This window comes from Tahibacter amnicola (assembly GCF_025398735.1).
GTDB lineage: Bacteria > Pseudomonadota > Gammaproteobacteria > Xanthomonadales > Rhodanobacteraceae > Tahibacter > Tahibacter amnicola.
Genome location: NZ_CP104694.1, coordinates 96,062 through 122,389, shown reverse-complemented (window position 1 = coordinate 122,389; position 26,328 = coordinate 96,062). Strand labels below are relative to the sequence as shown.

Below are 26,328 nucleotides of genomic sequence, written 5' to 3'. Positions count from 1 at the left end.
GCGTCGTCGCGGACGGATTGGCCCGGTACCGCCGTTGACGCGAAACGTTCAAACGAAGGCGGAGCCTGCAGCCATTCCGCGTGCCGGCTGGCCGCGGGTTTCGTCAGAACTCGACCGCGTAGGTGGACGTTCCGTCACCGTTGCCGGCAGTTTCACGCACGGATGTGAATCCAGCGGCCACGGCGATGGCCGCCTTGCCGGTGCGGCTGCGGAAGGTGGCGGGTGCCTTCAGGCCCAACCGGGCGAAACTGACCGGACTGGGCTCGATGTCCTTGGCCGAAAGGGTGGGGTGCGCCTTGAGCCATTCGATCACGATGTCCCGGTTGGTCGTCTCTTCCGCCAGCACGATGCGGCTGCCATCCACACCCGGAATGCCACCGCTGGCACGGTAGTTGTTGGTGGCGACGATGAACGCGGCGTCCGGCGCCACGGGCTTGTCCTTGTACGTGAGGGCAACGACGCGTTCGCCCGTCGGCCGCGACAGATCAAAGGTGTAGCGCAGGCCGCCCTGGATGACGTCGAAGTTGTAGGTCGGCACGCGGACATTGACCAGCGGTTGCGGCGTGGTCGCCGCCGGGTCGAGCTGGTTGAAGCGCTCGGCCGCCTTTTCCAGCCAGCCCTTGAGTGTCTTGCCGTCGATGTGCACGGCGGCGATGGTATTGGGATACAGGTACAGGTCCGCTGCGCTCTTGATCGTCACCTCGCCGGGAGCGACGTCGGTGTAGTCCTCGCTGCCGGCAAAACCGGCCTTGAAGGCGGCCGCGCCAGACAGCACCGGAACGGCAGCGAGGTCCGGCCGCTCGGTCTTGATGCGCCGGGCGACATAGTCGCGCTGCGCGGCGTTGATCACGCCCAGGGCCGACACTTCGCCGAGGTCCGAAAAATAGGTGTTGAGGCGAACCGCGGTCCGTCCGATGGGCGTGCTGACCCAGGCGTTGGCCGCCCGGTGTTCGGCATCGATCACGCGGGCGATCGCCGGATCGGCCGCCACGCATTCCTTCGCGGCCGTGCAAATCGGGCGAACCTCGCTGTAGGTCTTCTGCTTGTCGACCACCCACCGGCCGCCCTGGCGCACCAGGGCGAGCTTGATCACGCCCAACCCCTTGCCCCAGTAGCCGGCCATCACCGCCGGCACGCCACGCACGTAGCCACGTTCGTTGTCGACCTCGGCCATGGTGTTGAAGCGCGACTTCGGATTGCTGGCATTGGGGAACACATCGTGTGAATGGCCCATCAGGAGCGCGTCGATCCCCGGCACGCCCGCCAGGTGCCAGTTCGCGTTCTCCATTGTCTCGTGGTACGCGTCCGGATTGAGACCGCCGTGCGAGATCGCGACGACGATATCGACATCCTGTGACCGCAGCTCCGGCACCCAGCGCTGCGCCGCCTCGACGATGCCGGTGACGGTCACCTTGCCTTCGAGATTGCGCTTGTCCCACTTGAGAATCGGCTGCGGCGTGAAACCCAGGATGCCCACGCGCAACGGAACCTGCACTGCGCTGCCGTCGGCGGTCCAGGCGGTGATCGACTTGGTCAGCACGCGGTACGGGGCGTACAGCGGCTTGCCGTCGCGGCTGGAGTACACATTCGATAGCACCAGCGGGAAGTCCGGGCCGGTGCAGCGGGCGCCGTCGGTGCCTTCCACATTCAGCGGCGTGCCCGTGGCATGCGCCAGGAAGTCCAGACCGTAGTTGAACTCGTGGTTGCCGATGGTGCCGCCGTCGTAGCCCAGTGCATCCATCGCCTTGTACATCGCCAGCTTCTGGTCGCAGGCCAGTGGGCTGGCCAGCGCCTGGTGATCGGCCAGCGCGGTGCCCTGGATGGTGTCGCCGTCATCGAACAGGAAATTGTTCGGGAAATCCTTCCGCGCCGCGTGCACCAGCGTGGCGACCCGCTCAAAACCCAGGGTCGGATCGGCGGCGCCCTTGAAATAGTCGTAGGACAGCACGTTCGAATGCAGGTCCGTCGTCTCCAGCAGGGCGACGTCCGCACGCGCGCCGTCGGCGGGCGGTTTCGGGCCGTCGTCGTGGCGTCCTGCCGGACCGGTGGTGCAGGCCGAAAGAAGCAGGCTGGTCAGGATCGGCAACGGCAGGCGACGCATCATGGGCATTCAACGCAAGGGAAAGGCGAAACCATAGCATCGCCCGCCCGGATCCGCATGCGGGTCCGTCTGGTCGTCGTCCGGGCGGGCTGTCAGACTTGCGCGCCGTTGGTCCGCGGTTGTTGCCGCCCCCTATTCGCTCTCGTGCCGGAGATTGCCGTGAGAACTTTGCGTCCTGCGCCGCTGGCGCTCGCCCTGCTCCTTTCCGCCTGCGCCAGCCAGCCGACGGCCGATCGCGCCGGACACCCGGGTGCCGATGCCGCGGCCGGCGCGATCGAAGTGCCGTCGATTGCACGTCCGTCCGGCGAGACGGCCGCGTGGTGGTTCACCGCCGGGGCCGCCACCGCGCATGCCCATCTGGGCCCGAAGGCGCCGCGTGCCAGGAATGTGATCGTTTTCCTGGGCGACGGCATGAGCATTCCGACGATTGCCGCGGCGCACATCCTGGCGGGCCAGCTCCAGGGCAAGGACGGCGAAAGCCACCGCCTGTCGTTCGAAACCCTGCCGTACACCGCGCTGAGCCGGACCTACGAGACCGACTCGCAGACCCCGGATTCGGCCGGCACGATGAGCGCCATCATGACCGGCGCCAAGACGAAATCGGGCTTTATCAGCATTGGCCAGGCCGCCGAGCGGGCGGATTGTGCGTCGAGCAAAGGGCAGGAGCTGGTCACCGCGGTGGAGCTGGCCGAGGCCGCCGGCATGGCCACCGGCGCCGTCACGACAGCTCGCATCACCCATGCCACGCCGGCCGCCACCTATGGGCACCTGCCGGAGCGCGAATGGGAAGTCGACGCGGCCATGCCCGACGCAGCCAAGGCGCAGGGCTGCACCGATTTTGCGCGCCAGCTGGTGGAGTTTCCCGTCGGCGATGGCCTGGACGTCGCCCTGGGCGGCGGCCGCACCGCGTTCATCCCGGCGTCGCAACGCGACCCCGAGCATGCCGGCACCAGCGGGCAGCGCAAGGATGAACGCGACCTCATCGCCCAGTGGCAGCAACGCGACGGCGCGGTATATGTATGGAACAAGGAACAAATGGCAGCGCTGGAAAGCGCGCCGCCGCGCCAGGTGCTGGGCCTGTTTGAACCCTCGCATCTGCTCTATGAGCACGATCGCGCCACGGACAAGGCGGGCGAACCCAGCCTGGCCGAGATGACGCGCACGGCGATCACCTTGCTCAAGCGCAACCCGAAGGGATACTTCCTGATGGTCGAGGGCGGGCGCATCGACCACGCCCACCACGCCGGTAATGCCTATCGCGCACTGACCGACACCATCGCCTTCGCCGATGCGGTCAAGGTGGCGATGGACGAGACCTCCGTCAGCGATACCCTGATCGTGGTTACCGCCGACCACGCCCATACGATGAGCTTTGCCGGCTATCCGGTGCGCGGAAATCCCATTCTGGGCCTGGTACGCGGTGGCTCGGATTTCGAGGGTGCCGGCAGCGACCTGGCCAAGGACCAGCTCGGGCTGCCGTATACGACGCTCAGCTATGCCAATGGCCCGGGCTATTTCGGAGCGACCGACCGCCAGCCGGCGGGCCCGAAGAAATTCCCCCACGGCTACACCAAGGCGAGCGTGGCCACGGTCCGTCCGGATCTCTCTGGCGTCGATACGCAGGCACCGGACTACCTGCAGGAAGCCACCCTGCCCATGCGCAGCGAATCGCACGGCGGCGAGGACGTGGCCATCTTCGCGCGCGGCCCGGGTGCCTATGCCTTCCATGGCGAGCTGGAACAGAACGTCATCTTCCACATCATCGCGCAGAGCGCCCCGGTGTTGCGCGCGCAGCTGTGCAAAATGGAGTCCTGCGACAAGAACGGCGTGCCAACCCGGTTGCCGTCGTACGAACGGTTGCGCGGCAAGTAGGCGGAACCCGACGCGGGCCCGCGGGGCGGGCCCTTGGCGTTAGTCGAGCCCTGGTGCCCGACGGCGTGCCGCCTTGTTGCCAACAAACGGGTGCAGCTGCGCCCGGACAGGCGCAGAATAGCCCCGGCGACACGCCGGTAATCCTCTGCCGGCCAGGGTCGGCTTCGTGGATCAGGGGATGAATGGCGGCGTCGCGCTCGTCCTTGCGCGTCGGGGGATGCCATGAACCTCACTGCCAGAGAACTGCGGGTCAGCGTACGTGGCCTGACCCCGGGCATGTTCGTCAGCCGGCTCGACCGGCCCTGGATCGAGACGGATTTTCCCATGGAAGGCGTCCGGCTCGAAGCGCCCGATTCGGTCCGCAAGCTGCAGGCCATCTGCGCCTTCGTGTATGTCGATACGGCGCTGGGCAAGGCGCCGGAACCGCGCTACCTCACACTCGAACCCGAACGGGAAGCGCCTGCGGCGGTCGTGCGCATCGCACGCGATCGCGACGAGCTGGCCGACGCGCGCAAGAACACCTGGGCGATCGAGCGCGAATTCAAGGACGAGCTCAAGGACGCCGCCCAGGCCTACAACAACCTCGAAAAGCGCTTCCAGGAAGTGATGGACGACCTGCGTCGCGTTCAGTACCTGGACCTGGAACGCCTCAAGCACGGCGTTTCGGCGATGGTGGCATCCATCCTGCGCAATCCCTTTGCCTTTGTCTGGCTCAAGGAGATCAAGCGCCGGGACTCCTACGCCTACCAGCACGCCCTGGGCTGCGCGCTCTGGGCGGCGAGTTTTGGTCGTCACCTGGGACTGGACAAGAGCGATCTGCACGAGCTGGCGCTGGGCGGCCTGCTGTGTGACGTGGGCAAGACGCGCATTCCGATGGATCTGCTGGCGCGCCAGACGTCGCTGTCGGCCGACGAAGTGCAGCTGATCCGCCGTCATGTCGAACACAGCCTGGAATTGGTCGAGCGCACGCCGGGGCTGTCCAAGAAGCTCGTGGAAATGGTGGCGACGCACCACGAACGTCACGACGGCAGCGGTTATCCAAACGGCCTGAGCGGCAGCGAGATCCCGCTGTTCGGTCGCATCATGGGCATCGTCGACAGCTACGACGCCATGGTCTGCGTGCGGCCCTATGTTCCCAGCAATTCTCCGCACAAGGCGGTGACCGATCTGTACGAACACCGCGGAACCTTGTTCCAGGCCGAACTGGTCGAGCAGTTCATCCAGACCTGCGGCATCTATCCCACCGGCTCGCTGGTGGAACTGTCCAGTGGCGAAGTGGGCGTGGTCAGCGCCGTGCATAGCCTCAAGCGCCTGCGGCCGACGGTGATGGTCCTGCTCGACCGCAACAAGACGCCGTTGCGGCAGTTCCGCACGCTGGACCTGGCGGTGGTGGACAAGGACGACCGCGGCCAGCCGCTCAGCGTCAAGTGTGGCCTGCCGAGCGGCGCGTTCGGCATCAAGCCGCGGGAGCTGTTCCTGGATTGACGGTTGCCATTGCGGGCTCAGGCATGGCGCTCCAGTGTCATCGCGGGCACCGTGAGCCAGTGTTCGAATGCATCAACCGGCATGCCTTTTCCGAACAGGAATCCCTGTGCGATATCGCAGCGGCGCGCGCACAGGGCGTCGAGCGTGGCCACGTCCTCCACGCCTTCGGCCACCACGCACAAGCCGAACTGGTGCGCCAGCTCCACGATCAGGGAGGTGATGTCCGCACTGGCCGTATCCGACAGCAGGCGCGAGACGAAGGACTGGTCCACCTTGAGCTCATCCACCGGCAGGTCCTTGAAATACGCCAGGCAGGAATAGCCGGTGCCGAAATCGTCGATCGACACCTTTACACCGAGGTCGCGCACCTGGGAGAGGATCCGGAAGCTCTGCTTCGGATCGGCGACCAGGGAGCGCTCGGTGATCTCGAGGATCAGCTGGATGTGTCCGTTGCCCCATAGGCGCAGCGCACTTTCCACCAGCTCCGGCAGATCATGCTGCACCACCAGTTCGGCCGGCACGTTGACCGACACCGACAGGTTTCCCCAGGGGTGTTTCCAGGCGCTGGCCTGGCGCAACACGGTGTTCAGGGCCCAGATGGTCAGCGGCTTGATCTGGCCCGTCTGCTCGGCGATCGGCGCGAACACGGACGGCGACACCGCGCCGCGCGCGCGATTGAACCAGCGCATCAGCGCCTCGGCGCCGATCGGTCGCAGATCGGGCAGGCGCACCTTGGGCTGGTAATACATCGCCATCTCGCCGCGTTCGACCGCACCGAACAGTTCGATCTCCATGTCCCAGAACGCCGACAGGCCCTCGTCGACGCCCACGTCAGGCGGAAAGGCGCTGCGCTGTCCGAGACTGCGCGCCGTGTCGATCGCCTTCTCGGCCTGGCGCAGCAGATGTTCGGGATGGCTGGCGTGCTGCGGACAGATCGCCGCGCCGACGGTCACGCTGATCTTGAAGCGCACAGCCTGCCAGCTGAATGGCAGGTCGAGCAGGCGGAACAGCTTCTGGATCGCCAGTTCCGCATGCCCCTGGTTCATGATGGCCGGCAGGATCAACGCCATGCGGTCGCCACCCAGCCGCGCCACGTAGTCCGTATCGCGCGCCACCTGCCTGAGCTGCTGCGCCAGGTGCCGCAGCACGCGATCGCCTGCCGAATAGCCGCTGGCGCGATTGATCTTGGCAAAGCCATCGATATCGACCACCAGCAGGGCGAGCGAGGTGTGCATCTCGTTGGCCGTGCCGACGGCCCGCTGCAGCGTCGCCATGAAGTCGTGGCGATCCGGTATGCCGGTCACTGGGTCGAGGACGTGGGGCATGGCGGTCACGAGCGCGCCGTGTTGGCGGCAGTCTAAGGCGGTACTGAATCCGCTGCCACGGGGTGATGCGTGCCGCGTGGCGACCAGGGGGCTTGCGGTTCTCCGACGCGTCGTCTTTTCAGCTGGTCCGAAGTAATGACGCATTGCCGCGTGAGAAATCACGTAGATGTGACCTCGCCACTTCGGCAACGCCTTGCGTCCAAGTCAGATGCCAGTGCCGGCAGAGTGGCAGGGCCCTGGCCAATTCGCACGAAGTGGATCTGCCACAACCGCGCAAAAGCGACTATTCACCTGGGCCTTGAGGCGTAGGGAGAGTCTCCTCCCGGTGCGTTTCTGGCGGTCACACAGAACGATACCCGTATAAACGTACGTCGCTCTTCGTTTACGTGGCACGCCGGGCGCCGTCGCGCCGAGTACGAGCGCGTGCCGGCGTGGCGGACTGCACCGCCAACGCACGTACCGTCTGCCGATGACAAAGGAGAAAACGAGAATGAAGCGAAGCTACAACGCGCTGTTCCTGGCGGTGCTGATGACACTGGGCAGCGGCTGCGCATCGACCCGCATGCTCAAGGCGCCCGTGGCGCAGGATGAATCGACCCCCGCCGTGTTTGGCACTGCCAGCACCGAGGAGGTGAGCCTGCGCATCGATCACGTCGTATGGCGCAACGGTCCTGGCTCGTGGAGCCGGAAGGCCTACTGGGACGAATACCGCGTCTCGGTGGAAAACCACACCGACATGCCGTTGCGCATCGAAGGCGTGAGCCTGGTTGATCCGCTGGGCACCACGGTCGCGGCCACGTCCGAGCGCCGTGAGCTGGCCAGCCAGAGCAAGCGCAATATCCGCCGCTACCGGGACTCGGGCATGAAGGTGAAACCTGGCGCGGCGCCGGCGGCCTCGATCGCGGTCGGCACCGGCCTCGCCCTGGGCGGTACGGCGGTGGCCGGCAGCGTGGCGGCCACCGGCTTCATGGGCGCCAGCGGCAGCAGCACGGTGCTGGCAGTCGGCGCGGGTGCGGCACTGGGTGGCGTCACGCTGGTGGGCGTGGGTATTGATCGCGCCATCCAGAACGGCAAGATCCAGCACGCGCTCGACGCGCGCACGTTGAACCAGGATCCGGTACCGGCCAACGGCGAGCGCGAGGGGTCGGTGTTCTTCCCCGTGGTCGCCGCGCCGCACCAGCTGGTGTTGCGCTACCGCACCGCCGAGGGCCAGGCGCGCGAGCTGGCCGTGGACCTGTCGCCGGTGCTCGGCGGCCTGCACGTCGCAACGCAGTAACGTGGCACGACGCCCGGCCGGTTCGCCGGCCGGGCGCCGGTCTTATCCCGATGGCGCCAAGCGGGAGTGGGCACTGCCCCGGACTCCAGCGCCCCGACCCGCACCGCGAGCAGCCAATCGGGATAGGATATCCCCCTGTCCCGGTCATGTACGGGCCGGCCGCCCCGGTCGGTCCAGGCAACCTCAGGAGTCGCCATGGTTGAGCCCAAGAGCCACATCGAAATTGCATTCCGTTCGATCAATGTGTTTGCCGACGACGGTCAGCTGGATGTGGGCGAGATCAACTTCCTGCTGGGCCTTGCCCTGCGCGACCAGACCATCGACGACGACGAGCGCCGCGTGCTGGCCAAAGTCTTCTCGGAAGCCGAGAAGAGCGCACTGCCGCCGGCGGTGCAGACACGCATTGACGAGGTGCGGCGCAAGCATGGGGTTCCGGTGGCGTGACCTTCACCCGTCCGCTACAGCTTTCGTAGTCACCGCGAAACACCTGCTGCTGGGCAGCCGAAAGGCGCACGCCAGCCGGTGTGTGCCCGTGGCTGAGCGCACTACGATGAATGCGAGGGTCAAGCCGTGTCGAAGCTAGCCCTGGCTCACCTGATAGCCGGCCTCCAGGCCGGCGGATCCGTCAGCGACGATCTGCTGCTCGAAGCAGTGACTTACAGTGAGTGTTCGCAAGGGCGGCGCCCCGACTGTGCGGGTCCAGCGTTTGCAGAACTCCTGGTTGACGAAACCATCACGGCGGAGGATCTCACCGCAGTGAAACAGGTGTTGGTCGACATCGTCGTCACCGGTCGGTGCCAAACGCGCCAGATGAGCGCCATTGCTTTTGCGCTGTCGAAGTTTGGCGACAAGCGTCTCGTCCCGCTTCTCACCATATGGCTTGATCGCCACTTGCGGCTTCTCCTGGAACACAATGGCGCTGTTTCGCAACTCCTGTATGCGCTGGAAGATCTTGGCGCCGCCGTTCCACCGCGATCCTCCAGCGGGATCACATCAACAGAACAGAACCTGGAGACAGCGCGACGCTATCTTGGTGAGACGCTGGGGTTCACCTATCCCTGGTGATGCCGAAGCGGCACCTGACCGATTGCCCTGGAGATAGCTGTGATTCGGATCGTGCTAAGCGGATGGGAGCGCGGGTTCAAGAAGGTATCGATGACGCAATTGCTCCGCGATGAACTGGGCTATCGCCGCGAGGTTGCCAAAGGGGTGACCGACGAGGTGCTCGCAGGCAGGTCTGTCACTGTCGAGGTGTCCGTCGGGAATTGGGACGCGATCCGCGCGGCGCTGGCGGACATCAAGGTGGGTTATCGCATCGCAGCGGATTCTTAGCGTGGAACCCTCCAGGCCGTGCTGACTGACGCGGCTATTCGTGCGTCCGTAAGGTCAGCTCGATGGCGCGCGTACCGTCACGGTATCGACCAGCTTGCCATCGACCGTGGTACTGGGGAAGGAACATCACCTCAGCGGCTTCCTCTACGCAGGCTTTGCTGCGCTTCCGGCTCGTACCGGTAGTGCCCCGTCACCTCGTACGCAAACAACACATCCTCGCTCTGCGTTCCGGCGCCGATGTTGTGGATCACCAGCGGGCGGCCGTGGACCGACTCGCCGGAAACGATGCCGATATGGGGTACGCCGCTGGCCAGGCGCCAGGTGACGATGTCGCCGGGCTTGTAGGTCGAGGCATCGGTCTGCGAAACGCGCAGTTCGCGGCCGTGGCGCCGGAAAAACACGGCGAGGTTCGGTACGCGGCGGTGGTCGATGTTGCGGTCGGTGCCGCGTAATCCCCAGAGCTTGGGATAGGCATTCCAGTGGGTGCGCATGTCCTCGTGGACGCGCTGCTGCAGATCGACGCCGAGCGCGCGATACGCACGGATCACCACGTCGGTGCACACGCCGCGATCGATAGGGACATCACCCATGGGGTAGGCGAGCTTTCGGTACTGCGGATCGTAGGCGAGCGTCACGCCGATCTGGGCCGTAGCCGCCGTGATGAGGGTGTCGGGAAAGCGCGCGGTAGCGGCGAGGGCTGGCGCCGATGCCAGCGCGAGGATCGCGCCGGCGACAATACGGATCATGGAGTACCTGCCATGGTGGTTGCGCCCAGGATGCCATGCGTGCGCAGGAATTCGCCCAGGACGGCCGCAAACTGGGGTTCACGGTACGGGCAGTCATTGTGGCCACAGTCGTAGGCCTGGAAATGCGACTGCCGCGCGGAGCGGGCGAGCATCTGTCCGTGCGCGAACGGAATCATCTCGTCGAAGCGCCCGTGGGCGATGAAGACGGGGCCCACGAACTCGCGCAGGCGTTGCGCGGTATCGAAGGGATCGCGCACGAACCAGGCCGGCACGTAGTACCCGCCGGCCAGGTCTGCCACCGACGTGAACGTGGACAGGACGACCAGCGCGCGCACCGCACGGTGGTGCGACAGTTCCGCTGCGGGCGCGCCGCCGATCGACGTGCCCATCGCGATCACGCGCGCCGGATCGACCAGTGGCTGCTTGATCAGCCAGTCGTAGGCGGTGACCACCACTTCGCGGATGCTGGCGAGCGTCGGCTCCCCGTCGGCACCGGCATAGCCGGGCAATTCGAGCAGGAACACATGCACGCCCAGTGCCTGCACGAACTGGAAGGTTGTCAGGTGGTAGTCGACGATCTCGCCGTTGCCGTGGCAGTAGATCACGACGGGCGCCTTTTCCTGCGGTCCGCGCAGGAACACGCCGCGCATCTTGCCGAAGGACACCGGTGCTTCCACCAGTTCCGCGTTGGGGGTCAGCGTTCCGCGATAGGGGTACCGTTCGGCCGTGGCGATCGGAAACAGCATCGAGCGCTGCATCGCGTACAGGAAGGCCAGGTAAATGACGTACGCCACAAGGGGAAGGGCGAGGAGCGCGAGCACTTTTCTAGAAAGCGACATGGTGTCCTCCCTGCCGGCAGCGGCGGGCCGGCAAACGTCGGTCGACCGCCCTGTGCGGTCGGCCTCGTGGGGAGCGACTTGCAAGACACCTGCCTTCGTTCATGAGTGGCAATTGCGCTTTCCGACAGATCGGTTCTGCCACGACTGCACAGTAGCACGCGCAGTTCCGGCTGCTTCGGCGAAAAGTCATTGACGCACAGACCGGATAGCGACGCCGCCCGGACAGGCTCCGCCGGAACTTCGACGGCTGGCCGCGGGTCTGGCGCTCCGCCGCATCGGCGGTACTGACCCGACTATCGAATGCGTGGATTCCTCCTGGTCTTCTCGCTGCTCGCGGCCGGTTGCGGCCGTGGCGAACCGTCATGGCGCGACGGCGACCTGATCTTCCACACGTCCCGTTCCGCCCAGAGCACTGCGGTCCAGCGCGCCACGGGATCGCGCTACAGCCACATGGGCGTGATCTTCCTGCGCCAGGGCAAACCCTACGTGTTCGAAGCCGTCTCCACCGTACGCGACACACCGCTCAAGGAATGGGTGGCGCGCGGTGCGGGCGGGCATTACGTGGTCAAGCGCTGGCGCGATGCGGATCGCCGCCTCGATGCCAAGGGTGTCGCGCGGCTGCGTGCCGTGGCACAGACGCTGCGCGGCAAGCCCTACGACCTGTACTTCGGCTGGTCGGATGAGCGCATCTACTGCTCCGAGCTGGCCTGGAAACTCTACGAGCGCGCGTTTGGCGTGCGACTGGGCGAGCTGCAGAAGCTCGGCAGCTTCCGGCTGGATGATCCGGCGGTGAAGGCGAAACTGCGCGAACGCTATGGCACCGGCGTGCCGCGCGGGGAGGACGTGATCTCGCCGCAGGCAATGTTTGACAGCGATGCGCTGGAGACCGTCGGGGAAGGGTAGTGTTTCAGACGCGACCTACGCGCACCGTCAGCTGCCACTGGATCGGGCGTATCGCCTGTGCGTCGCCCCATGTGCGTGCAAAGTCCGGCTCGACCAGCGACACCGGATCCTCGCCGCGGGCCGCGATATAGCGCTGGGTGGCCGACCAGGAGCGCAGGTACGCGAGGAACTGAGCGAGATTCCATTCGGCACGCAGCGCGAAATCGGGTGCCTCGCGTCGCGTGAACGGGAAATCGAGACTGGCATAGCCAGTTTCCACCAGGCGCCGCTCCGGCGGCCAGTAATCGCCCAGGATCGTCTCGTAGAGCCGGTGCTTGACGGTGTCGACCGCGCTGTCGATGGTGCAGTCGCCGTAACACCACTGGGCGATGACGCCACCAGGACGCAGCACGCGGCGCACCTGATCGTGGAAGCGCGCCAGATCGAACCAGTGCAGGGCCTGGGCGACCGTCACCAGGTCGGTGCTGTGATCGGGGAGGGCGCAGTCTTCGGCCCGTTCGACGTGGTATTCGACGCCGGCTGCGGGTTCGGCCGCCGTGATCTGCGCGGCGCTGGGGTCGCTGGCGTACACGCGCCGGAAGTGGGCAGCCAGCGCGACACTGGCCTGGCCGTTGCCGCAACCGGCATCCCAGGCCAGCTGCGCACCGGGCGACAGACCCGCCAGCCAGGCAAAAAGCGCCGGGTCGTAGTGCGGACGTGCTTCGCGATAGATAGCAGCCTGGGTCGAGAAATGATCCTTGAACGTCATGGCAAGACCACATCCGATCGGGCAGTACACGGTACGCACCATCCTACTCGCTTCCGGCCTGTCACCGCAGAGGCCGGAAGCACGGCCTCACCGGCGACGCCGGTTGCGCGGCGGCACTGCCCGCGGTGTATCGGGTACTGCCGCGTGCTCCTGGCGCCATTGACCGGGTAGCAGCGTATCCAGGGCGTAGTCGCCCACGCGCTGGCGGACCAGGCGCAAGGTGGGCAGCCCGACGGCCGCGGTCATGCGGCGGACCTGGCGATTGCGGCCCTCGGTGATGGTCAGTTCGAGCCAGGCGTCCGGTACCTGTTTGCGGAAGCGGACCGGTGGATCGCGCGGCCACAGAGCCGGTGGCGCGGGCAGCGCGCGCGCCTGCGCAGGAAGCGTGCGGCCGTCATTGAGCGCCACGCCGCGGCGCAGGTGCTCCAATGCCTCTTCGGTAACGATGCCTTCCACCTGGACCAGATAGGTCTTGGGCAGCTTGTGGCGCGGGTCGGTCAGCCGGTGTGCCAGTGGGCCTTCGTCGGTCAGCAGCAACAGGCCTTCGGAGTCGTAGTCGAGGCGGCCGGCGGCGTAGACACCCGGCCGGTCGATGTAGTCGGCCAGCGTGGCGCGCGGCGGATCGCTGCGGTCGGTGAACTGACACAGCACGCCGTAGGGCTTGTTGAAGGCGATCAGCATACGCAGCGGGCGATCGCAGCGGTCGCTGCGATCGCCCGGGTGACACTCAGCGCGCGGAATCGCTGGCCTGGAACACCTTGTCACCGGCCGCGGCGGGCTTGACGAACTTGAGCGTCATGCGATCCGACTCGCCGATGGCGACGTACTTCTCGCGGTCCTTGTCGCCCTGGTCGAGGGTTGGCGGCAGCGACCAGACGCCGCCGGGGTAGTCCTTCGTGTCCTTCGGGTTGGCGTTGATCTCGCTCTTGCCCTCGAGCGTGAAACCGGCGTCGGTGGCGAGCTTGATCACGTATTCCTCGGGGATGTAGCCCGAGTCCTTGATCTTGGCCAGGTCCGCACCGGCTGCCGCGCGGTGGTCGGTCACGCCGAGCACGCCGCCGGGCTTGAGGACGTCGAACGCCGCCTTGAACATGGCCGCGTCATTGTTCCACATCATGAAATTGTGAACGTTGCGGAACGTCAGCACCATGTCGGCGCTTCCCGGCGCGCCAAAGCTTGGCGTCGTCAGGGCGAACGGACGCACCTCGACATCGGCGTAGCGCTCGCCGTCCTGCGCCAGCTTGGCGCGGAAGTTGTCGAGCGACTTGGTGTGGTAGGCCTTGCCTTTCTCGCTAGCCGCCGTGGCGGGGTCGAGCACGGCCGCCACGAGCTTGCCGTTGCCCTTGACCAGCGGCGCGAGAATTTCCGTGTACCAGCCGCCGCCTGGCGTGAGCTCGATCACCGTCATCCCCGGCTGCAGGCCGAAGAAGGCGAGCGTCTCCTTGGGATGGCGATGCGCGTCGCGTGCCTTGTTCTCGGCCGAACGCCAGCTGCCGGCGAGTACGGTATCCAGGCGCGCATCGAGCGACGCGCCGGCCGCCTGCGGCGGGGTGGGGGTGGCGGGCTGGTCGACCGGCTTGGCAGCGGGTGCAGCCGGTGCAGCCGGTGCGACCGGCTTGGGCGATTCGCCCTGGCCGCCGCAGGCGGCCAGGGTGAGCGAAATGGTCAATGCCAACGCGAGCTTGTGCATGGGGGATCTCCTTGACCCACGGGGAAGCAGAGGGGGAACGGCCAGACCGCCGACGCTACCACGCCCCTCTGCGATGACGCGACCGGGGGCGTGCCGTCCCTCAACGGCATGGCGCGTATTTCGCACGACTGGGCGGTAGCGTCCCCTCCGGGGCGGGCGGCTGCGCGGTCGGGCGTGAATCTGCGCAGATCTGGTCGTTCCGCTGCCGCGAGAACACCGGAAAGCGGCGCCCCGCTGCGCATTACGACCAAAGTCTAGGACCACTGGCGCCGTGTCACATAGTGGCACCCAGCGGCCACGGCCGGGTCCGGGACGGAGCGGCGCAGCGGACGTTATTGCTGAAAATACTGCGGCATCCGGCCAGATGTGTTTCGCGGCGTGTCTTGTCAGATCCGTACCAATGTGCGGTCCGTCACGTCAATTGCGCGACTGTCGTCACATTTCGTGACACCCGGCCTCGACACGAGCCCGTGCAAAACCGCGACTATTTACAAAAGCATCAATACAGGGGCGGATGTATGGGCGACAGCGCCGACCATCTTCATTCGGGCACGCCGGCCACGGTGCCGGCCGTTGCTGATACCGCGGCAGCACCGGACCAGTCCTGGTCGGTAGCCTGGCACCGGGGTCTGAAATTTCGTGCACTGGCCGCCGGCATCCTGCTGACGGCCTGGATCGTCGCGGGCATCGTCATCGTGATGAATCGCGAAGGCAAGACGCATCTGGAACGCGAGGCGTATCGCCTGATCGAACAGATGGGCAATACCGTGGTGACAGGGCTGGACGCACGCCTGGACGAGGTTTCGGCGCTGACGCGTTCGGTCGCGACCGCCAGCCAGGTGCTGCCCAAAGACGAAGCGCGTTTCATGGCCGACCTGCCGCGCCTGATCGACTTCGGCGGCGACCGCGGCGTTGCCGGCGGCGGTTTCTGGCCCGAGCCGTTCCGTTTCACACCCGATCGCGAACGACGCAGCTTCTTCTGGGGCCGTGACGACAAAGACCAGCTCAACTACTTCGACGACTACAACCAGCCGGGACCGGGCTATCACAACGAAGAGTGGTACGTACCGGCGCGCTTCGTGCGCAACGACACCTGCTACTGGAGCCAGTCCTACACCGATCCCTACTCCTTCCAGCCGATGGTGACCTGCACCGTGCCAGTGCGCGAAGGCGAAGCGCTGACGGGCGTCACCACGATCGACATGCGCCTGGAAGGCCTGGCCAATTTCGCACGCGAATGGGCCCAGCGCACTGGCGGCTATATCTTCCTGGTCGACCGCTACAACCGGTTCATCACCTACGCCGACCCCACCAAGGTCAAGCGCATCGGCAAGAACGACAAGGGCGATCGCACGGAGGAGTTCATTCTCGCCGCCGAGTACGCGAAGGCCGAGCCGGGCTTTGCCGAGGCCGAGCGCGCGCTGGCTGCGATGAACGATGAATTGCTGGCGCTGGCGCGCAAGAACGCCGGCGACAAGATCGACGCCGTGGCCAAGCAGATCGACGAGGCCAGCTACCAGATCGACGCTTCCCAGGCGCTCCTGACCGCTGCCGTGCTGACTGATCCGCTCAAGAACCAGCTCACCCTGGACAAGGGCACGCTCTATCGCACCACGCCGCTGTCGACCGACCCGGTGCTCAAGCAGCCTTCGACCCTGTTCCTCTTCCATGTGCCCGGCCCGTACTGGAAGCTGGGCGTGGTCAAGCCTGTTGCCGAAACGGTAGCCGTGGCCGATTCCATCACCCGGCTGCTGATCGGTTACCTGCTGGCGACCATCCTCTTCGCCATCGTGCTGGCGTACTGGATCTTCAGCCGCTGGATGCTCGGGCCGATCGCCAAGATTTCCGGCGCCGTGCGCCGCATGGGACAGCTGATCAGCGAACGCCGCCACCACGAACTGGATGACAGCCGCCTGGAGGTCAAGAGCCGCAACGAGATTGGCCTGCTCGGCGCACACATCAACACGCTGGCGCACGAGATCGTCACCTCCGAAGGCAAGCTGGCCGAAGCCAACGCGATGCTGGAACGGCGCGTGCAGGAACGTACCGAGGAACTCAGCCGCACGCTGACCCAGCTGAAGAATTCCCAGGCGCAGCTGGTGCAATCGGAGAAGATGGCTTCGCTCGGTCAGATGGTCGCGGGCATTGCGCACGAGATCAACACGCCACTGGGCTATGTGAAGAACAACATCCTGATGGGCAAGGAATTGCAGCAACGCTTCCTGGAGCTGGCCGAGATCGCCGAGAAACAGGCGGGCAGCCCGGCCGCCGTCACGGCGGATGCCAATGTTGCCAAGACCATTGCCTGTGCGCAGGAGATCCGCAAAGATCAGGTCGCCGAAGACACCACCCAGCTGGCCACCGACGCGCTCTACGGTGTGGAGCAGATCAGCGAGCTGGTGCTCAACCTGCGCAACTTCAGCCGACTGGATGAAGCCAAGGTCAAGGACGTAAGCATCCACGAATGCATCGACAGTGCCTTGAACATCGCCAGGAACCAGCTCAAGGCCAAGGTCGAGGTCATCAAGGATTACGCCGACGTCCCGACGATTTCCTGCTCACCGTCGCAGATCAACCAGATCTTCATCAATCTGTTCAACAACGCCGCGCAGGCCATCGAGACCACCGGCAAGATCCTGATCAAGACGAGCTATTCCGACGGCTACGTGCACATCGCCGTGCAGGACAACGGCAAGGGCATTCCCAAGGAAATCATCTCGCGTATCTTCGAGCCGTTCTTCACCACCAAGCCGGTCGGCCATGGCACGGGCCTGGGGCTGTCGATCACTTATCAGATCGTGCAGCAGCACAACGGGCACATCCGTGTGGCGTCCGAGCCCGGTCGCGGCACGCGGTTCGTCATCAGCCTGCCGACCCAGCAACGCGCGCAGGTGGCCGCATGAGACGCGATATTGTTCACTATTTGTTGACGGGCACCGTACGGGTGTCTGGTCTATGCTTCCCATCGTCTTCTGGAACGTTCCGAGGGTACGGACATGCCTGAGAAACCCACTATCGTTTGCATCGATGACGAAGAGCGCATCGTCCGCTCGCTGAACATCCTGCTGAAAACGGCCTATAACGTCATCGCCACCACCAATCCGCGCGAAGTGCTTGACGTGGTCAAGCGCGAACGCGTGCACGTGGTGGTCAGCGACCAGCGCATGCCCGAGGTGACCGGCGTCGACCTGCTGCGCGAAGTGCGCGCGATCTCGCCGCTGACCATGCGCGTGCTGCTGACGGGCTACTCGGATCTGGCCGCCATCGTCGGTTCGATCAACGACGGCGAGATCTTCCGTTTTATCTCCAAGCCGTGGGATGCGGATGAGTTCCGCAAGACGATTGACCAGGCCGCCTCGATTGCCAACGAGCTCTTCGAGCAGTCGCGCCACCCGGTCGCCGTCGCCACCGACAACAAGGCGCCCAACGCTGACCTGCTGGTGATCGACGACAGCGAAGAAGTCTTTAAGCTGATCGAAGGTGCGCTGGGCCGTCGCGTACGGGTCCACTGGGCCAACAATCTGGATGCGGCGTTCGAGATCATCGAACGCGAAAAGGTGGGCGTGGTCGTCTCCGACGTGAAGCTGGGCGGTGCCGACATCACGCTGGCGCTCAAGACGCTCAAGCGGCATGCGCCGCACCTGGTCACGGTCGTGCTGGCGTGGTTCCACGATACCAAGCAGCTGATCGAGCTGATCAACCAGGCGCAGATCTACCGTTTCCTGCCCAAGCCCGTGCGCCCGCACATGCTCGAGACGGCCGTCGATTCGGCCATGGCGCGTTATCGCCAGCTCAGCGCATCGCCAGTGCTGGCCAAGGCGCATGTGGTCGAAAGCAGTGGTGCGGAAGAGACGACCGGTTCGTTTTCATCGCGGGTGGTGTCGTTCTTCCAGCGGATCCGCGAGCGCGCCCGCGCCTGAGGCGTGCCGCACTCACTTCCCCGGACGGCGCCGTTTCGGCGCCGTCTTGCTGTCCAGCTCCTGCACATGGAGCCGTGCCTCGTCCAGCAGCCAGTCGCGGAAGGCGAGCACGCCCGGGTGATTGGCCGAGCGCGGCGGGTAGACCAGGTAGTGCGACCACTCCGCGCGCAGGCGCAACGGGGTGAGCGGCACCAGCCGGCCGGTCTCGATCAGGGCACGCGTCATGGTGACGCGCCCCAGCGCAATGCCCAGCCCTTCCGTGGCGGCGCGATGCAGTGTCTCCGTGTCACCAAATTTGGCCACGAAGCGCTTTGGCGGCGTTCCGCCAAATTGCGCGAACCAGTCTGTCCAGCGATCGCCCGGATCGCCCAGGAGTGGCCACCGCGACAGCTCCTCGATGCGTAGCGGACCGCGCTCCGCCAGGAGTTTCGGGCTGGCCACGGGGGTGACCCATTCGTCGAACAGATGCACCACGTGCAGGCCGGGCCAGTTGCCGGGACCAAAGCGCATGGCGGCGTCGATCGGTTCCTTGCTGAAGTCCACCAGCGCAGCGCCCGAGTGCAGTTGAAGCTCCAGTTGCGGGTGACGCGCGAACAGCCGCGGCAGGCGCGGCACCATCCAGCCCGACGCGATCGTTGCCAGCATGCTGATCGACAGGTCATCCGCATGACGCCGCTGCGGCGGCTTGAGCGCCCGCTCGATGGCCGCAATCGGCGCCTCCACGGCATCCAGCAGGCGTTCGCCCTCGGGGGTGAGTGAAACGCCGCGGGGCCCGCGAATCAGGAGCCGCTCGCCCAGGCGCTCTTCCAGGGTGCGCATCTGGTGGCTCAAGGCACTGACGGTGAGGTTCATCTGCTCGGCAGCCCGCGACAGGTTGCGCCAGTGCGCGATCTGGACGAAGGCCTGCAGTGCGGCCAGTGGCGGACGTGCCATTGTGAGAATTCCTCAAGCCTGGCTTGCGAAGATATCGCTTTTTGCAGCGGTATGGCGCGACTACGCTTGCATTCGCCTCAACACAGCGCCCTCGGCGCAAAGCGAAGCCCACCATGTTCTCCCTCGCCAAGTTCTCGATCGCCAAAGACCTGCTGTTCATGCATGGCTACATCGTCCGGCCGGACGTTCTCGCTCCGCAGACCACGCCGGTCGACGCGGCCCGGCCAGTGTCCCCGGCGCGGGCCGCAGCGCCCGAGCGTGCGGCTGCCGAGGGCACCGTCGCGTCTGCGCTGGCGTGCCCTTGAGGACGGCGGCGCGGGCTTGACACGGCGCTTCCGCCGAGCTCGCCCGATTCGGTGACGAAGGGCTCAGTCCACAGCCTTTTGTGTTGACCCGGTTCTGTCAACCCCGATATGTTGTGTCCCGTCGGTTCCCGGTCTCGGCCGGGATTAAACGGGAATCCGGTGAAATTCCGGAGCTGCCCCGCAGCGGTGAGTGGAAACGACAGTCGTCAAATGCACTGGTCCTCCGGGGCTGGGAAGCGACGGCGTGTAGGCGGTTCGACGCGTGTCGGGCCGGGTCCGCGAGCCCGAATACCTGCCGACAGCCGCGCGTCGCACACCGCGCGGACTGGCTCCGGAGCCTCCGCGGGGAGGTCGTCGGCCTAAAGGTTGCGCCGTCTCATCGCGCGCGACCGCCGATCACCATCCTGCACTCCGCACGCCCGAGGGGGCGTGGCCATGCGGCGGTCCCTGACCGCGGCGTCGCCGTCCCTTCGTTTTGTCGTCCCCTGGGCCGGGACGATGACCGTGCCCCCACTCGCACCGGAGGGACGCCATGCATACGACCGAACTCGACAACACCACTTCCACCGCCGCGCGATCCGCGCGTGACAACGAAACCCGCGCGCCGCAGTTTGCGCTGACGCCACCGCACTCCAGCGGCGCCATGGCTGTCACCAAGCGCAACGGCAAGCGCGAGCCGGTTGACCTGAACAAGATTGTCCGCGCCGTCACGCGCGCAGCGGACGGCCTGTTTTCGGTGGACCCGATGCGCGTGGCCACGCGCACGATCTCCGGCCTGTACGACGGTGCCACCACGCGCGAGCTGGACGAACTGTCGATCCGCACCGCCGCCATGCTCACTGCCGAAGAGCCCGAGTACGGCCGTCTCGCGGCGCGTCTGCTCGCGGCCTATATCGACAAGGAAGTGGGTGGCCAGGAAATCCACGCGTTTTCGCAGTCGGTGGCGCGCGGCCATGAGCTGGGGCTGATCAATGCGCGTCTGCTCGAATTCGTGCAGGCCAATGCGCGCAAGCTCAACAACGCGCTCGATCCGGAAATGGACAAGCGCTTTGACTACTTTGGTCTGCGGACGCTGTACGACCGCTACCTGCTGCGTCATCCGCAGTCGCGCAAGGTCATCGAGACGCCGCAGCAGTTCTTCCTGCGCATCGCCTGTGCCCTGAGCGAAGACGTGGGCGAGGCGCTGGAGCTGTACCGCCTGATGGCGAACCTCGACTACCTGCCGAGCTCGCCGACGCTGTTCAATTCCGGTACCACGCACGAGCAGCTGTCATCCTGCTTCCTGCTCGATTCGCCGGATGACTCGCTCGAAGCGATCTACAAGCGTTATGCCGACGTGGCGATGCTGTCGAAGTTCTCCGGCGGCATCGGCCTGTCGTATACGCGCGTGCGTTCGCGCGGTTCGCTGATCCGCTCGACCAATGGCCTTTCCAACGGCATCGTGCCGTGGCTCAAGACACTGGACGCCTCGGTCAACGCGGTGAACCAGGGCGGCAAGCGCAAGGGCGCGGCCTGTGTCTACCTGGAAACCTGGCACGCGGATATCGAGGAATTCCTCGAGCTGCGCGAGAACACCGGTGACGAGGCGCGTCGCACGCACAACCTCAATCTCGCCAACTGGATTCCCGACCTCTTCATGCGCCGCGTCGAGACCGACGGCATGTGGTCGCTGTTCGACCCGAAGATCGTGCCGCAGCTCGTCGACCGTTTCGGCCCGGCATTTGATCATGCCTACGAGCAGGCCGAAGCCGCCGGCCTTGCGATGAAGCAGATCCGTGCGCGCGACCTCTACGCCCGCATGATGCGTTCGCTGGCGCAGACCGGGAACGGCTGGATGACGTTCAAGGACAAGTCCAACCGCGCCTGCAACCAGACGGCGAAGGAAGGCAACGTCGTCCATCTGTCGAACCTGTGCACCGAGATCATCGAAGTCACCTCGCAGTCGGAGACGGCGGTGTGCAATCTCGGCTCGGTCAACCTCGGCCAGCACGTGGGTGACGACGGATTCGACTTCGTGAAGCTCGCCGAGACGGTGCGCGTGGCCGTGCGCCAGCTCGACCGCGTGATCGACCTCAACTTCTATCCCATCGAAACCGCACGTACGGCCAATCTGAAGTGGCGCCCGGTGGGCCTGGGCGTGATGGGCCTGCAGGACGTCTTCTTCAAGCTGCGGTTGCCGTTCGACTCGGCCGAGGCGCGTTCGCTGTCGGCGAAGATCGCCGAAGAAATCTACTATCACGCGCTGGTCACCTCGAACGAGCTGGCCGTCGAGCAGGGCATGCACCCGGCTTTCGCTGACACGCGCACGGCCAGCGGCGAACTGCAGTTCGACGCCTGGGGCGTGACGCCGTCCGATGCGGCACGCTGGGACGCACTGCGCGAACGCATCAAGCAGAGCGGCCTGCGCAATTCGCTGCTGATCGCGATCGCACCGACCGCGACCATCGCCTCCATCGCGGGCTGCTACGAATGCATCGAGCCGCAGGTGTCCAACCTGTTCAAACGCGAAACGCTCTCCGGTGACTTCCTCCAGGTGAATCGCTATCTGGTGGAGGAACTCAAGCAGCTGGGCTACTGGACGGCCGAGATGCGCGACCGCATCAAACTGTCGGAAGGTTCGGTGCAGTCCATCGCCGAGATCCCCGACCGCCTGCGCCAGATCTATCGCACCGCGTGGGAAATCCCGATGCGATCGCTGATCGACATGATGGCCGAGCGCGGCGCTTACATCGATCAGTCGGCATCGCTGAACCTGTTCATGGAAAACCCCAACATCGGCCAGCTCTCGTCGATGTACATGTACGCCTGGAAGGCGGGTCTGAAGACGACCTACTACCTGCGTTCGCGTCCGGCGACCAAGATTGCCAAGACCACGGTCTCCGCGCCGGCGGCCGCAGTGGTTCCGACGCAGGAGCAGGCGGAGAAGGCCGTGTTCTGCTCGCTGGAGAATCCGGAGTATTGCGAGGCCTGTCAGTAAGCACTGGCGCCGCCGCTGTCATTGTCCACACCAGGCGTCGTCCCACGGGGCGGCGCCGCACGCGTCACCAAGGATTGCCCTATGTCTGCCGCCAAACTGCTCGATCCCGGTTTCAACCTGACCCTGCGTCCGATGCGCTATCCGCGCTTCTACGACATGTACCGGGACGCGATCCGCAACACCTGGACGGTGGAAGAGGTCGATTTCTCCCTTGACGTGAACGACCTGCGCCAGAAATTCGGACCGGCCGAGCGGCACCTCATCGAGCGCCTCGTTGCCTTCTTCGCCACGGGCGATTCGATCGTCGCGAACAACCTGGTACTCAATCTCTACAAGCACATCAATGCGCCCGAAGCGCGCATGTACCTGTCGCGCCAGCTGTACGAGGAAGCCCTGCACGTGCAGTTCTACCTCACCCTGCTCGACACCTACCTGCCGGAACCCGAGGCACGCGCCAAGGCGTTCGACGCTGTGGAGAACATTCCCTCGATCAAGCAGAAGGCCGAGTTCTGCTTCCGCTGGATGGACTCCATCAACCGTCTCGATCGCGTCGAAACGCGCGAGCAGCGGCGCCAGTTCCTGCTGAACCTCATCTGCTTCGCCGCCTGCATTGAAGGCCTGTTCTTCTTTGCGGCGTTCGCCTACGTCTATTACCTGCGCTCGCGCGGCCTGCTGCACGGCCTGGCCTCCGGCACCAACTGGGTGTTCCGCGACGAGTCGGGCCACATGGCTTTCGCGTTCGAAGTGATCCGCGTGGCGCGCGAGGAGGAACCGGGCCTTTTCGACGCGGACCTTGAAGCCGAGATCGGCCGCATGCTCGACGAAGCCATCGCCTGCGAACAGCAGTTTGCCGAGGACGTGCTTTCGGGCGGTGTGGCCGGCCTGTCGCTCAAGGATATGCGTCAGTACCTGGAGTACGTCGCGGACCAGCGCCTGACCCAGCTGGGTCTGGCCAAGCGCTACGGCGCGCGCAATCCTTTTGCCTTCATGGACCTGCAGGACGTGCAGGAACTGACCAACTTCTTCGAGCGCCGCGTGTCGGCGTATCAGGTTGCCGTGGAAGGTGAAGTGACGTTCGACGCCGCCTTCTGACCACCGCCGGCCCGTCGCGGCCGGCGAATGCTACGCACCATCCGGGCCCGCTGCCATGTCCGTACCCGCTCCCCTCGCCAGCGAGGCGCGTCTGATCGAGATCGTCTTTCCCGATCACACCAACCACCTGGGTACCTTGTTCGGCGGCCAGGCGCTTGCCTGGATGGACAAGGCGGCCTTCGTCGTCGCGACCCGCTATGCGCGTCGCACGGTCGTGACCGCGCGGTCCGAACAGGTCGATTTCCGGCAGCCGGTTCGGCAGGGACAGCTGGTGGAGCTGATCGCCCGGATTGTGGAGACCGGACGCAGTTCCATGCAGGTGGAAGTCGATCTCGTCGCCGAAGATCCGCTGACCGGTGACGCCCGCCTTTGTACGCGTGGCCGTTTCGTCATGATCGCCCTGGATTCGCACGGCCAGCCCACTGCGGTTCCGCCGCTGGCAACCGGCCCCGCGGATTAGCACCGTCGCGCCGCCATATCAGCTACAGTCGCGCGGGCAGCGCAAACCGGAGCAACGGCCGTGGCAGCGGAATGGGTGCGTCCCGTCGCGAATGCCGCGTCGCTGGTCCGCGCCGTTCTCCACTACCATTCGAAGCCATCCATCAGGAGGTTGCCGATGACGCTCCGCATTGCCGGATTCACCGCATTCGCGCTGTTCTCCACCACCGCCGCGGCGGAAGTGAAGTTTGCGACGCCTGACGGATTCCTCGTGGAGCGGCAGTACCACACTTCCGCTTCCGCCGAAAAAGCCTGGGCGTTGCTCGGACACCCGGAAAAATACTGGCCGAAGGAACACACCTGGTCTGGCGATCCGGCCAATCTGAGCCTGAAGATGGCTGCGGGCGGCTGCTTTTGCGAACGCTGGAAAGGCGGCGAGGCGGAGCACGGCCGCGTCGTGATGGCACGGACCAATGAATTGCTGCGCATCAACGGCGCATTCGGCCCAATGCAGGACATGGCAGTGACGGGCGTTGTCAGCGTCGCGCTCAAAGCGGCAGAGGCGGGAACCGACATCACCGTCAGCTATCGGGTGAGCGGCACGGCCGCGCACCAGCTGGACAAGCTGGCGCCGGTGGTCGATTCGGTGGTGGGAGTGCAGTTCGGGAACTGGGTGGACAAGACGCGATAGGGCGCGTGGACACGGGATTGCCGACCCGCATGCCCCGGAAAGGCGGCGCGCATCCTGCGCGCAGAAGCGACTGCAACAGTGAACGCAGTCGTGGCCGCTACGTCCTGTGTAGCTCGCGTTAGCCCGCAGGGTTCACCCGGGGTGAATCTGCGTCGGCGTCAACAGCGGCGCCCGAAACGGCTCTGGGCATGCTCTTGGGCGGGCCACGTCGGCGACAAGCACGACCGCAATACCTGACTGGCCCCCGTCAGCGGAAAACGGTGCGGGCGCGACCTGGCACGGTGCAGCCATGCCCCTGTGCACCAGCCAGAGCGGGAAAAGTGACCGGCAGATTCCGGCGGCCGCAATTGCACTAAAATGGGCGCATGAATCCGGTCGAACATTCCCCGCTTGGCAAGACCGTCGCCTATCGCGATGACTACGATCCTACGCTGCTCTATCCGATTCCCCGCGTGGGCAAGCGGGCGGAGATCGGACTGGCAGAAGCCCTGCCGTTCCACGGCGTGGACATCTGGAATGCCTATGAATTGTCCTGGCTGGACCCAAAGGGCAAGCCACACGTGGCCATTGCCGAGTTCCGCATACCGGCGCAGTCGCCGAATATCATCGAGTCCAAGTCGTTCAAGCTTTATCTCAATTCCTTCGCCCAGACACACTTGGTCGATGCTGCTGAACTGGTAGCGCGAATGACGCGGGATCTATCCGCGGCGGCCGGTGCTCCGGTGGCGGTAGAGGTGTTCGGTCGCGCCCGGTTCTCCGCGCTTGGCCTGAGCGAGCCAGCGGGGGAATGCATTGACGAGCTGGATATCGCCATTCACGACTATGGCCCACCACGGGCGGACTATCTGGCAGCAGACGACAGCCAGGTGGTGGACGAGACGCTGGTATCGCACCTGCTCAAATCCAATTGCCCGGTGACGGGCCAGCCGGATTGGGCCAGCGTGCAGGTCGCCTACCGGGGGCCGCGGATCGACCGCGAGGGGTTGCTTCGGTATCTCGTGGGATTTCGCCGTCACAACGATTTCCACGAACAATGTGTAGAACGCGTCTTCATGGACATATCCCGGCGCTGCGCGCCGCAGGCGCTGACGGTCTACGCACGCTATACACGGCGCGGCGGCCTGGACATCAATCCGTGGCGCTCCACCGAGCCCGGGGTGCCGCCCAACGATCGCACCGCTCGGCAATAGCGCTACGGCCCCCGCGGGCGTGCGAACCAGGCGGCGTAGCAGAACCCCAGACTGGCCAGCAGCAGGATCAGTACCGCATGGAGCACCGGGTAAAGCCCTGCCACAAGGGCGGTGCTGCCCAGGCACAGCCAGGCACTGGCAGTAGCCAGGGGGCGCAGACGGGCAGCGGGCAGGTCCTTGGCCATCCACCAGTACGCGGTGCCTGTCAGTGCCAGCAGGATCGCAAAGCACAGACTGAACATGCACAGGATCGTCCACATCGTGGTACCGAAGCGGGGCACGACGACCACGCCCTGGAGATACCTCATGACGGCGCGCCGGCTGGCGTCCATGGACGCCGTATCGACATAGAAGCGGTAATGCAGCACGGCGTGCATCCCCGAACCGATCAGGAACACGCGGCTGGCAAGGCGGATGCCGCGCCGCTGGGAAGTCTCGGACATGCCTTGTTTCCACGCCAGGACG

At 65.5% G+C, this 26,328-nt stretch carries 24 protein-coding genes and 1 riboswitch; of the genes, 15 read left to right on the top strand and 9 right to left on the bottom strand.

Annotated features, from left to right (window positions below):
* Positions 1-103 precede the first annotated feature (103 nt).
* Positions 104-2,104 carry a bifunctional 2',3'-cyclic-nucleotide 2'-phosphodiesterase/3'-nucleotidase gene (locus N4264_RS00475; RefSeq protein WP_261695125.1) on the bottom strand — a complete coding sequence of 667 codons (2,001 nt, stop codon included), beginning with the start codon at positions 2,102-2,104 and terminating at the stop codon, positions 104-106.
* 156 nt (positions 2,105-2,260) lie between these two features.
* Here N4264_RS00475 and N4264_RS00470 point away from each other — a divergent pair, with 156 nt between their 5' ends.
* A complete protein-coding gene (locus N4264_RS00470; protein WP_261695124.1) occupies positions 2,261-3,973 on the top strand; it encodes an alkaline phosphatase family protein in 1,713 nt (570 codons plus the stop codon).
* Between the two features lie 222 nt (positions 3,974-4,195).
* Positions 4,196-5,458 (top strand): HD-GYP domain-containing protein, encoded by a 1,263-nt coding sequence (locus tag N4264_RS00465; RefSeq protein WP_261695123.1) that lies wholly within the window; start codon positions 4,196-4,198, stop codon positions 5,456-5,458.
* Between the two features lie 17 nt (positions 5,459-5,475).
* Here the strand turns inward: N4264_RS00465 and N4264_RS00460 are convergent, their stop codons facing one another.
* Positions 5,476-6,783, bottom strand: a complete 1,308-nt coding sequence (locus N4264_RS00460) for a putative bifunctional diguanylate cyclase/phosphodiesterase (RefSeq protein WP_261695122.1) — start codon at positions 6,781-6,783, stop codon at positions 5,476-5,478.
* A gap of 490 nt (positions 6,784-7,273) precedes the next feature.
* On the opposite strand from N4264_RS00460, the gene N4264_RS00455 reads away from it, so the two are divergent.
* From N4264_RS00455 to N4264_RS00440, 4 genes are all read left to right on the top strand, one after another.
* Complete coding sequence (locus tag N4264_RS00455; RefSeq protein ID WP_261695121.1) at positions 7,274-8,059, top strand: hypothetical protein; 786 nt, start codon at positions 7,274-7,276, stop codon at positions 8,057-8,059.
* A 195-nt stretch (positions 8,060-8,254) separates the two neighbouring features.
* Positions 8,255-8,503 carry a hypothetical protein gene (locus tag N4264_RS00450; RefSeq protein WP_261695120.1) on the top strand — a complete coding sequence of 83 codons (249 nt, stop codon included), beginning with the start codon at positions 8,255-8,257 and terminating at the stop codon, positions 8,501-8,503.
* A gap of 126 nt (positions 8,504-8,629) precedes the next feature.
* Positions 8,630-9,124: a hypothetical protein gene (locus tag N4264_RS00445; protein WP_261695119.1), complete on the top strand. Its 495-nt coding sequence runs from the start codon at positions 8,630-8,632 to the stop codon at positions 9,122-9,124.
* Positions 9,125-9,214: 90 nt separating this feature from the next.
* Positions 9,215-9,391, top strand: a complete 177-nt coding sequence (locus N4264_RS00440) for a hypothetical protein (protein WP_261695118.1) — start codon at positions 9,215-9,217, stop codon at positions 9,389-9,391.
* Positions 9,392-9,522: 131 nt separating this feature from the next.
* Here the strand turns inward: N4264_RS00440 and N4264_RS00435 are convergent, their stop codons facing one another.
* Both N4264_RS00435 and N4264_RS00430 read right to left on the bottom strand, forming a co-directional pair.
* On the bottom strand, positions 9,523-10,137 hold the full coding sequence (locus tag N4264_RS00435; RefSeq protein WP_261695117.1) for a DUF1287 domain-containing protein: 615 nt from the start codon (positions 10,135-10,137) through the stop codon (positions 9,523-9,525).
* The gene (locus N4264_RS00430; RefSeq protein ID WP_261695116.1) at positions 10,134-10,976 is read right to left on the bottom strand and encodes an alpha/beta hydrolase; all 843 of its coding nucleotides are present in this window, start codon (positions 10,974-10,976) and stop codon (positions 10,134-10,136) included. Before N4264_RS00430 ends, N4264_RS00435 begins: the two co-directional genes overlap by 4 nt.
* Before the next feature lie 300 nt (positions 10,977-11,276).
* On the opposite strand from N4264_RS00430, the gene N4264_RS00425 reads away from it, so the two are divergent.
* Positions 11,277-11,879, top strand: coding sequence for a YiiX family permuted papain-like enzyme (locus N4264_RS00425; protein ID WP_261695115.1), 603 nt, complete (start codon positions 11,277-11,279; stop codon positions 11,877-11,879).
* A gap of 4 nt (positions 11,880-11,883) precedes the next feature.
* Here N4264_RS00425 and N4264_RS00420 read toward each other — a convergent pair whose 3' ends face one another.
* The 3 genes from N4264_RS00420 to N4264_RS00410 all read right to left on the bottom strand — a co-directional run bounded on the left by N4264_RS00420 (position 11,884) and on the right by N4264_RS00410 (position 14,317).
* Complete coding sequence (locus tag N4264_RS00420) at positions 11,884-12,627, bottom strand: class I SAM-dependent methyltransferase (RefSeq protein WP_261695114.1); 744 nt, start codon at positions 12,625-12,627, stop codon at positions 11,884-11,886.
* An 87-nt stretch (positions 12,628-12,714) separates the two neighbouring features.
* Positions 12,715-13,308 (bottom strand): pseudouridine synthase, encoded by a 594-nt coding sequence (locus N4264_RS00415; protein WP_261695113.1) that lies wholly within the window; start codon positions 13,306-13,308, stop codon positions 12,715-12,717.
* A 46-nt stretch (positions 13,309-13,354) separates the two neighbouring features.
* On the bottom strand, positions 13,355-14,317 hold the full coding sequence (locus N4264_RS00410) for a class I SAM-dependent methyltransferase (protein ID WP_261695112.1): 963 nt from the start codon (positions 14,315-14,317) through the stop codon (positions 13,355-13,357).
* Between the two features lie 470 nt (positions 14,318-14,787).
* Here N4264_RS00410 and N4264_RS00405 point away from each other — a divergent pair, with 470 nt between their 5' ends.
* A complete protein-coding gene (locus tag N4264_RS00405; protein ID WP_261695111.1) occupies positions 14,788-17,220 on the top strand; it encodes a sensor histidine kinase in 2,433 nt (810 codons plus the stop codon).
* A 93-nt stretch (positions 17,221-17,313) separates the two neighbouring features.
* Positions 17,314-18,237 carry a response regulator gene (locus N4264_RS00400; RefSeq protein ID WP_261695110.1) on the top strand — a complete coding sequence of 308 codons (924 nt, stop codon included), beginning with the start codon at positions 17,314-17,316 and terminating at the stop codon, positions 18,235-18,237.
* Positions 18,238-18,249: 12 nt separating this feature from the next.
* Here the strand turns inward: N4264_RS00400 and N4264_RS00395 are convergent, their stop codons facing one another.
* Positions 18,250-19,170 (bottom strand): LysR substrate-binding domain-containing protein, encoded by a 921-nt coding sequence (locus N4264_RS00395; RefSeq protein WP_261695109.1) that lies wholly within the window; start codon positions 19,168-19,170, stop codon positions 18,250-18,252.
* Between the two features lie 113 nt (positions 19,171-19,283).
* On the opposite strand from N4264_RS00395, the gene N4264_RS00390 reads away from it, so the two are divergent.
* The 6 genes from N4264_RS00390 to queF all read left to right on the top strand — a co-directional run bounded on the left by N4264_RS00390 (position 19,284) and on the right by queF (position 25,863).
* Complete coding sequence (locus tag N4264_RS00390) at positions 19,284-19,475, top strand: hypothetical protein (RefSeq protein WP_261695108.1); 192 nt, start codon at positions 19,284-19,286, stop codon at positions 19,473-19,475.
* A 105-nt stretch (positions 19,476-19,580) separates the two neighbouring features.
* Positions 19,581-19,790: riboswitch (cobalamin riboswitch) on the top strand.
* A 217-nt stretch (positions 19,791-20,007) separates the two neighbouring features.
* A complete protein-coding gene (locus N4264_RS00385; RefSeq protein ID WP_261695107.1) occupies positions 20,008-22,452 on the top strand; it encodes a ribonucleoside-diphosphate reductase subunit alpha in 2,445 nt (814 codons plus the stop codon).
* An 81-nt stretch (positions 22,453-22,533) separates the two neighbouring features.
* Positions 22,534-23,544, top strand: coding sequence for a ribonucleotide-diphosphate reductase subunit beta (locus N4264_RS00380; RefSeq protein ID WP_261695106.1), 1,011 nt, complete (start codon positions 22,534-22,536; stop codon positions 23,542-23,544).
* 55 nt (positions 23,545-23,599) lie between these two features.
* Positions 23,600-24,004 carry an acyl-CoA thioesterase gene (locus N4264_RS00375; protein WP_261695105.1) on the top strand — a complete coding sequence of 135 codons (405 nt, stop codon included), beginning with the start codon at positions 23,600-23,602 and terminating at the stop codon, positions 24,002-24,004.
* Between the two features lie 156 nt (positions 24,005-24,160).
* Positions 24,161-24,673, top strand: a complete 513-nt coding sequence (locus N4264_RS00370) for a hypothetical protein (protein WP_261695104.1) — start codon at positions 24,161-24,163, stop codon at positions 24,671-24,673.
* A gap of 365 nt (positions 24,674-25,038) precedes the next feature.
* Positions 25,039-25,863, top strand: a complete 825-nt coding sequence (gene queF / locus N4264_RS00365) for an NADPH-dependent 7-cyano-7-deazaguanine reductase QueF (protein WP_261695103.1) — start codon at positions 25,039-25,041, stop codon at positions 25,861-25,863.
* Between the two features lie 2 nt (positions 25,864-25,865).
* On the opposite strand, the gene N4264_RS00360 is transcribed toward queF, so the two are convergent.
* The gene (locus N4264_RS00360; protein ID WP_261695102.1) at positions 25,866-26,306 is read right to left on the bottom strand and encodes a hypothetical protein; all 441 of its coding nucleotides are present in this window, start codon (positions 26,304-26,306) and stop codon (positions 25,866-25,868) included.
* Positions 26,307-26,328: the final 22 nt, after the last annotated feature.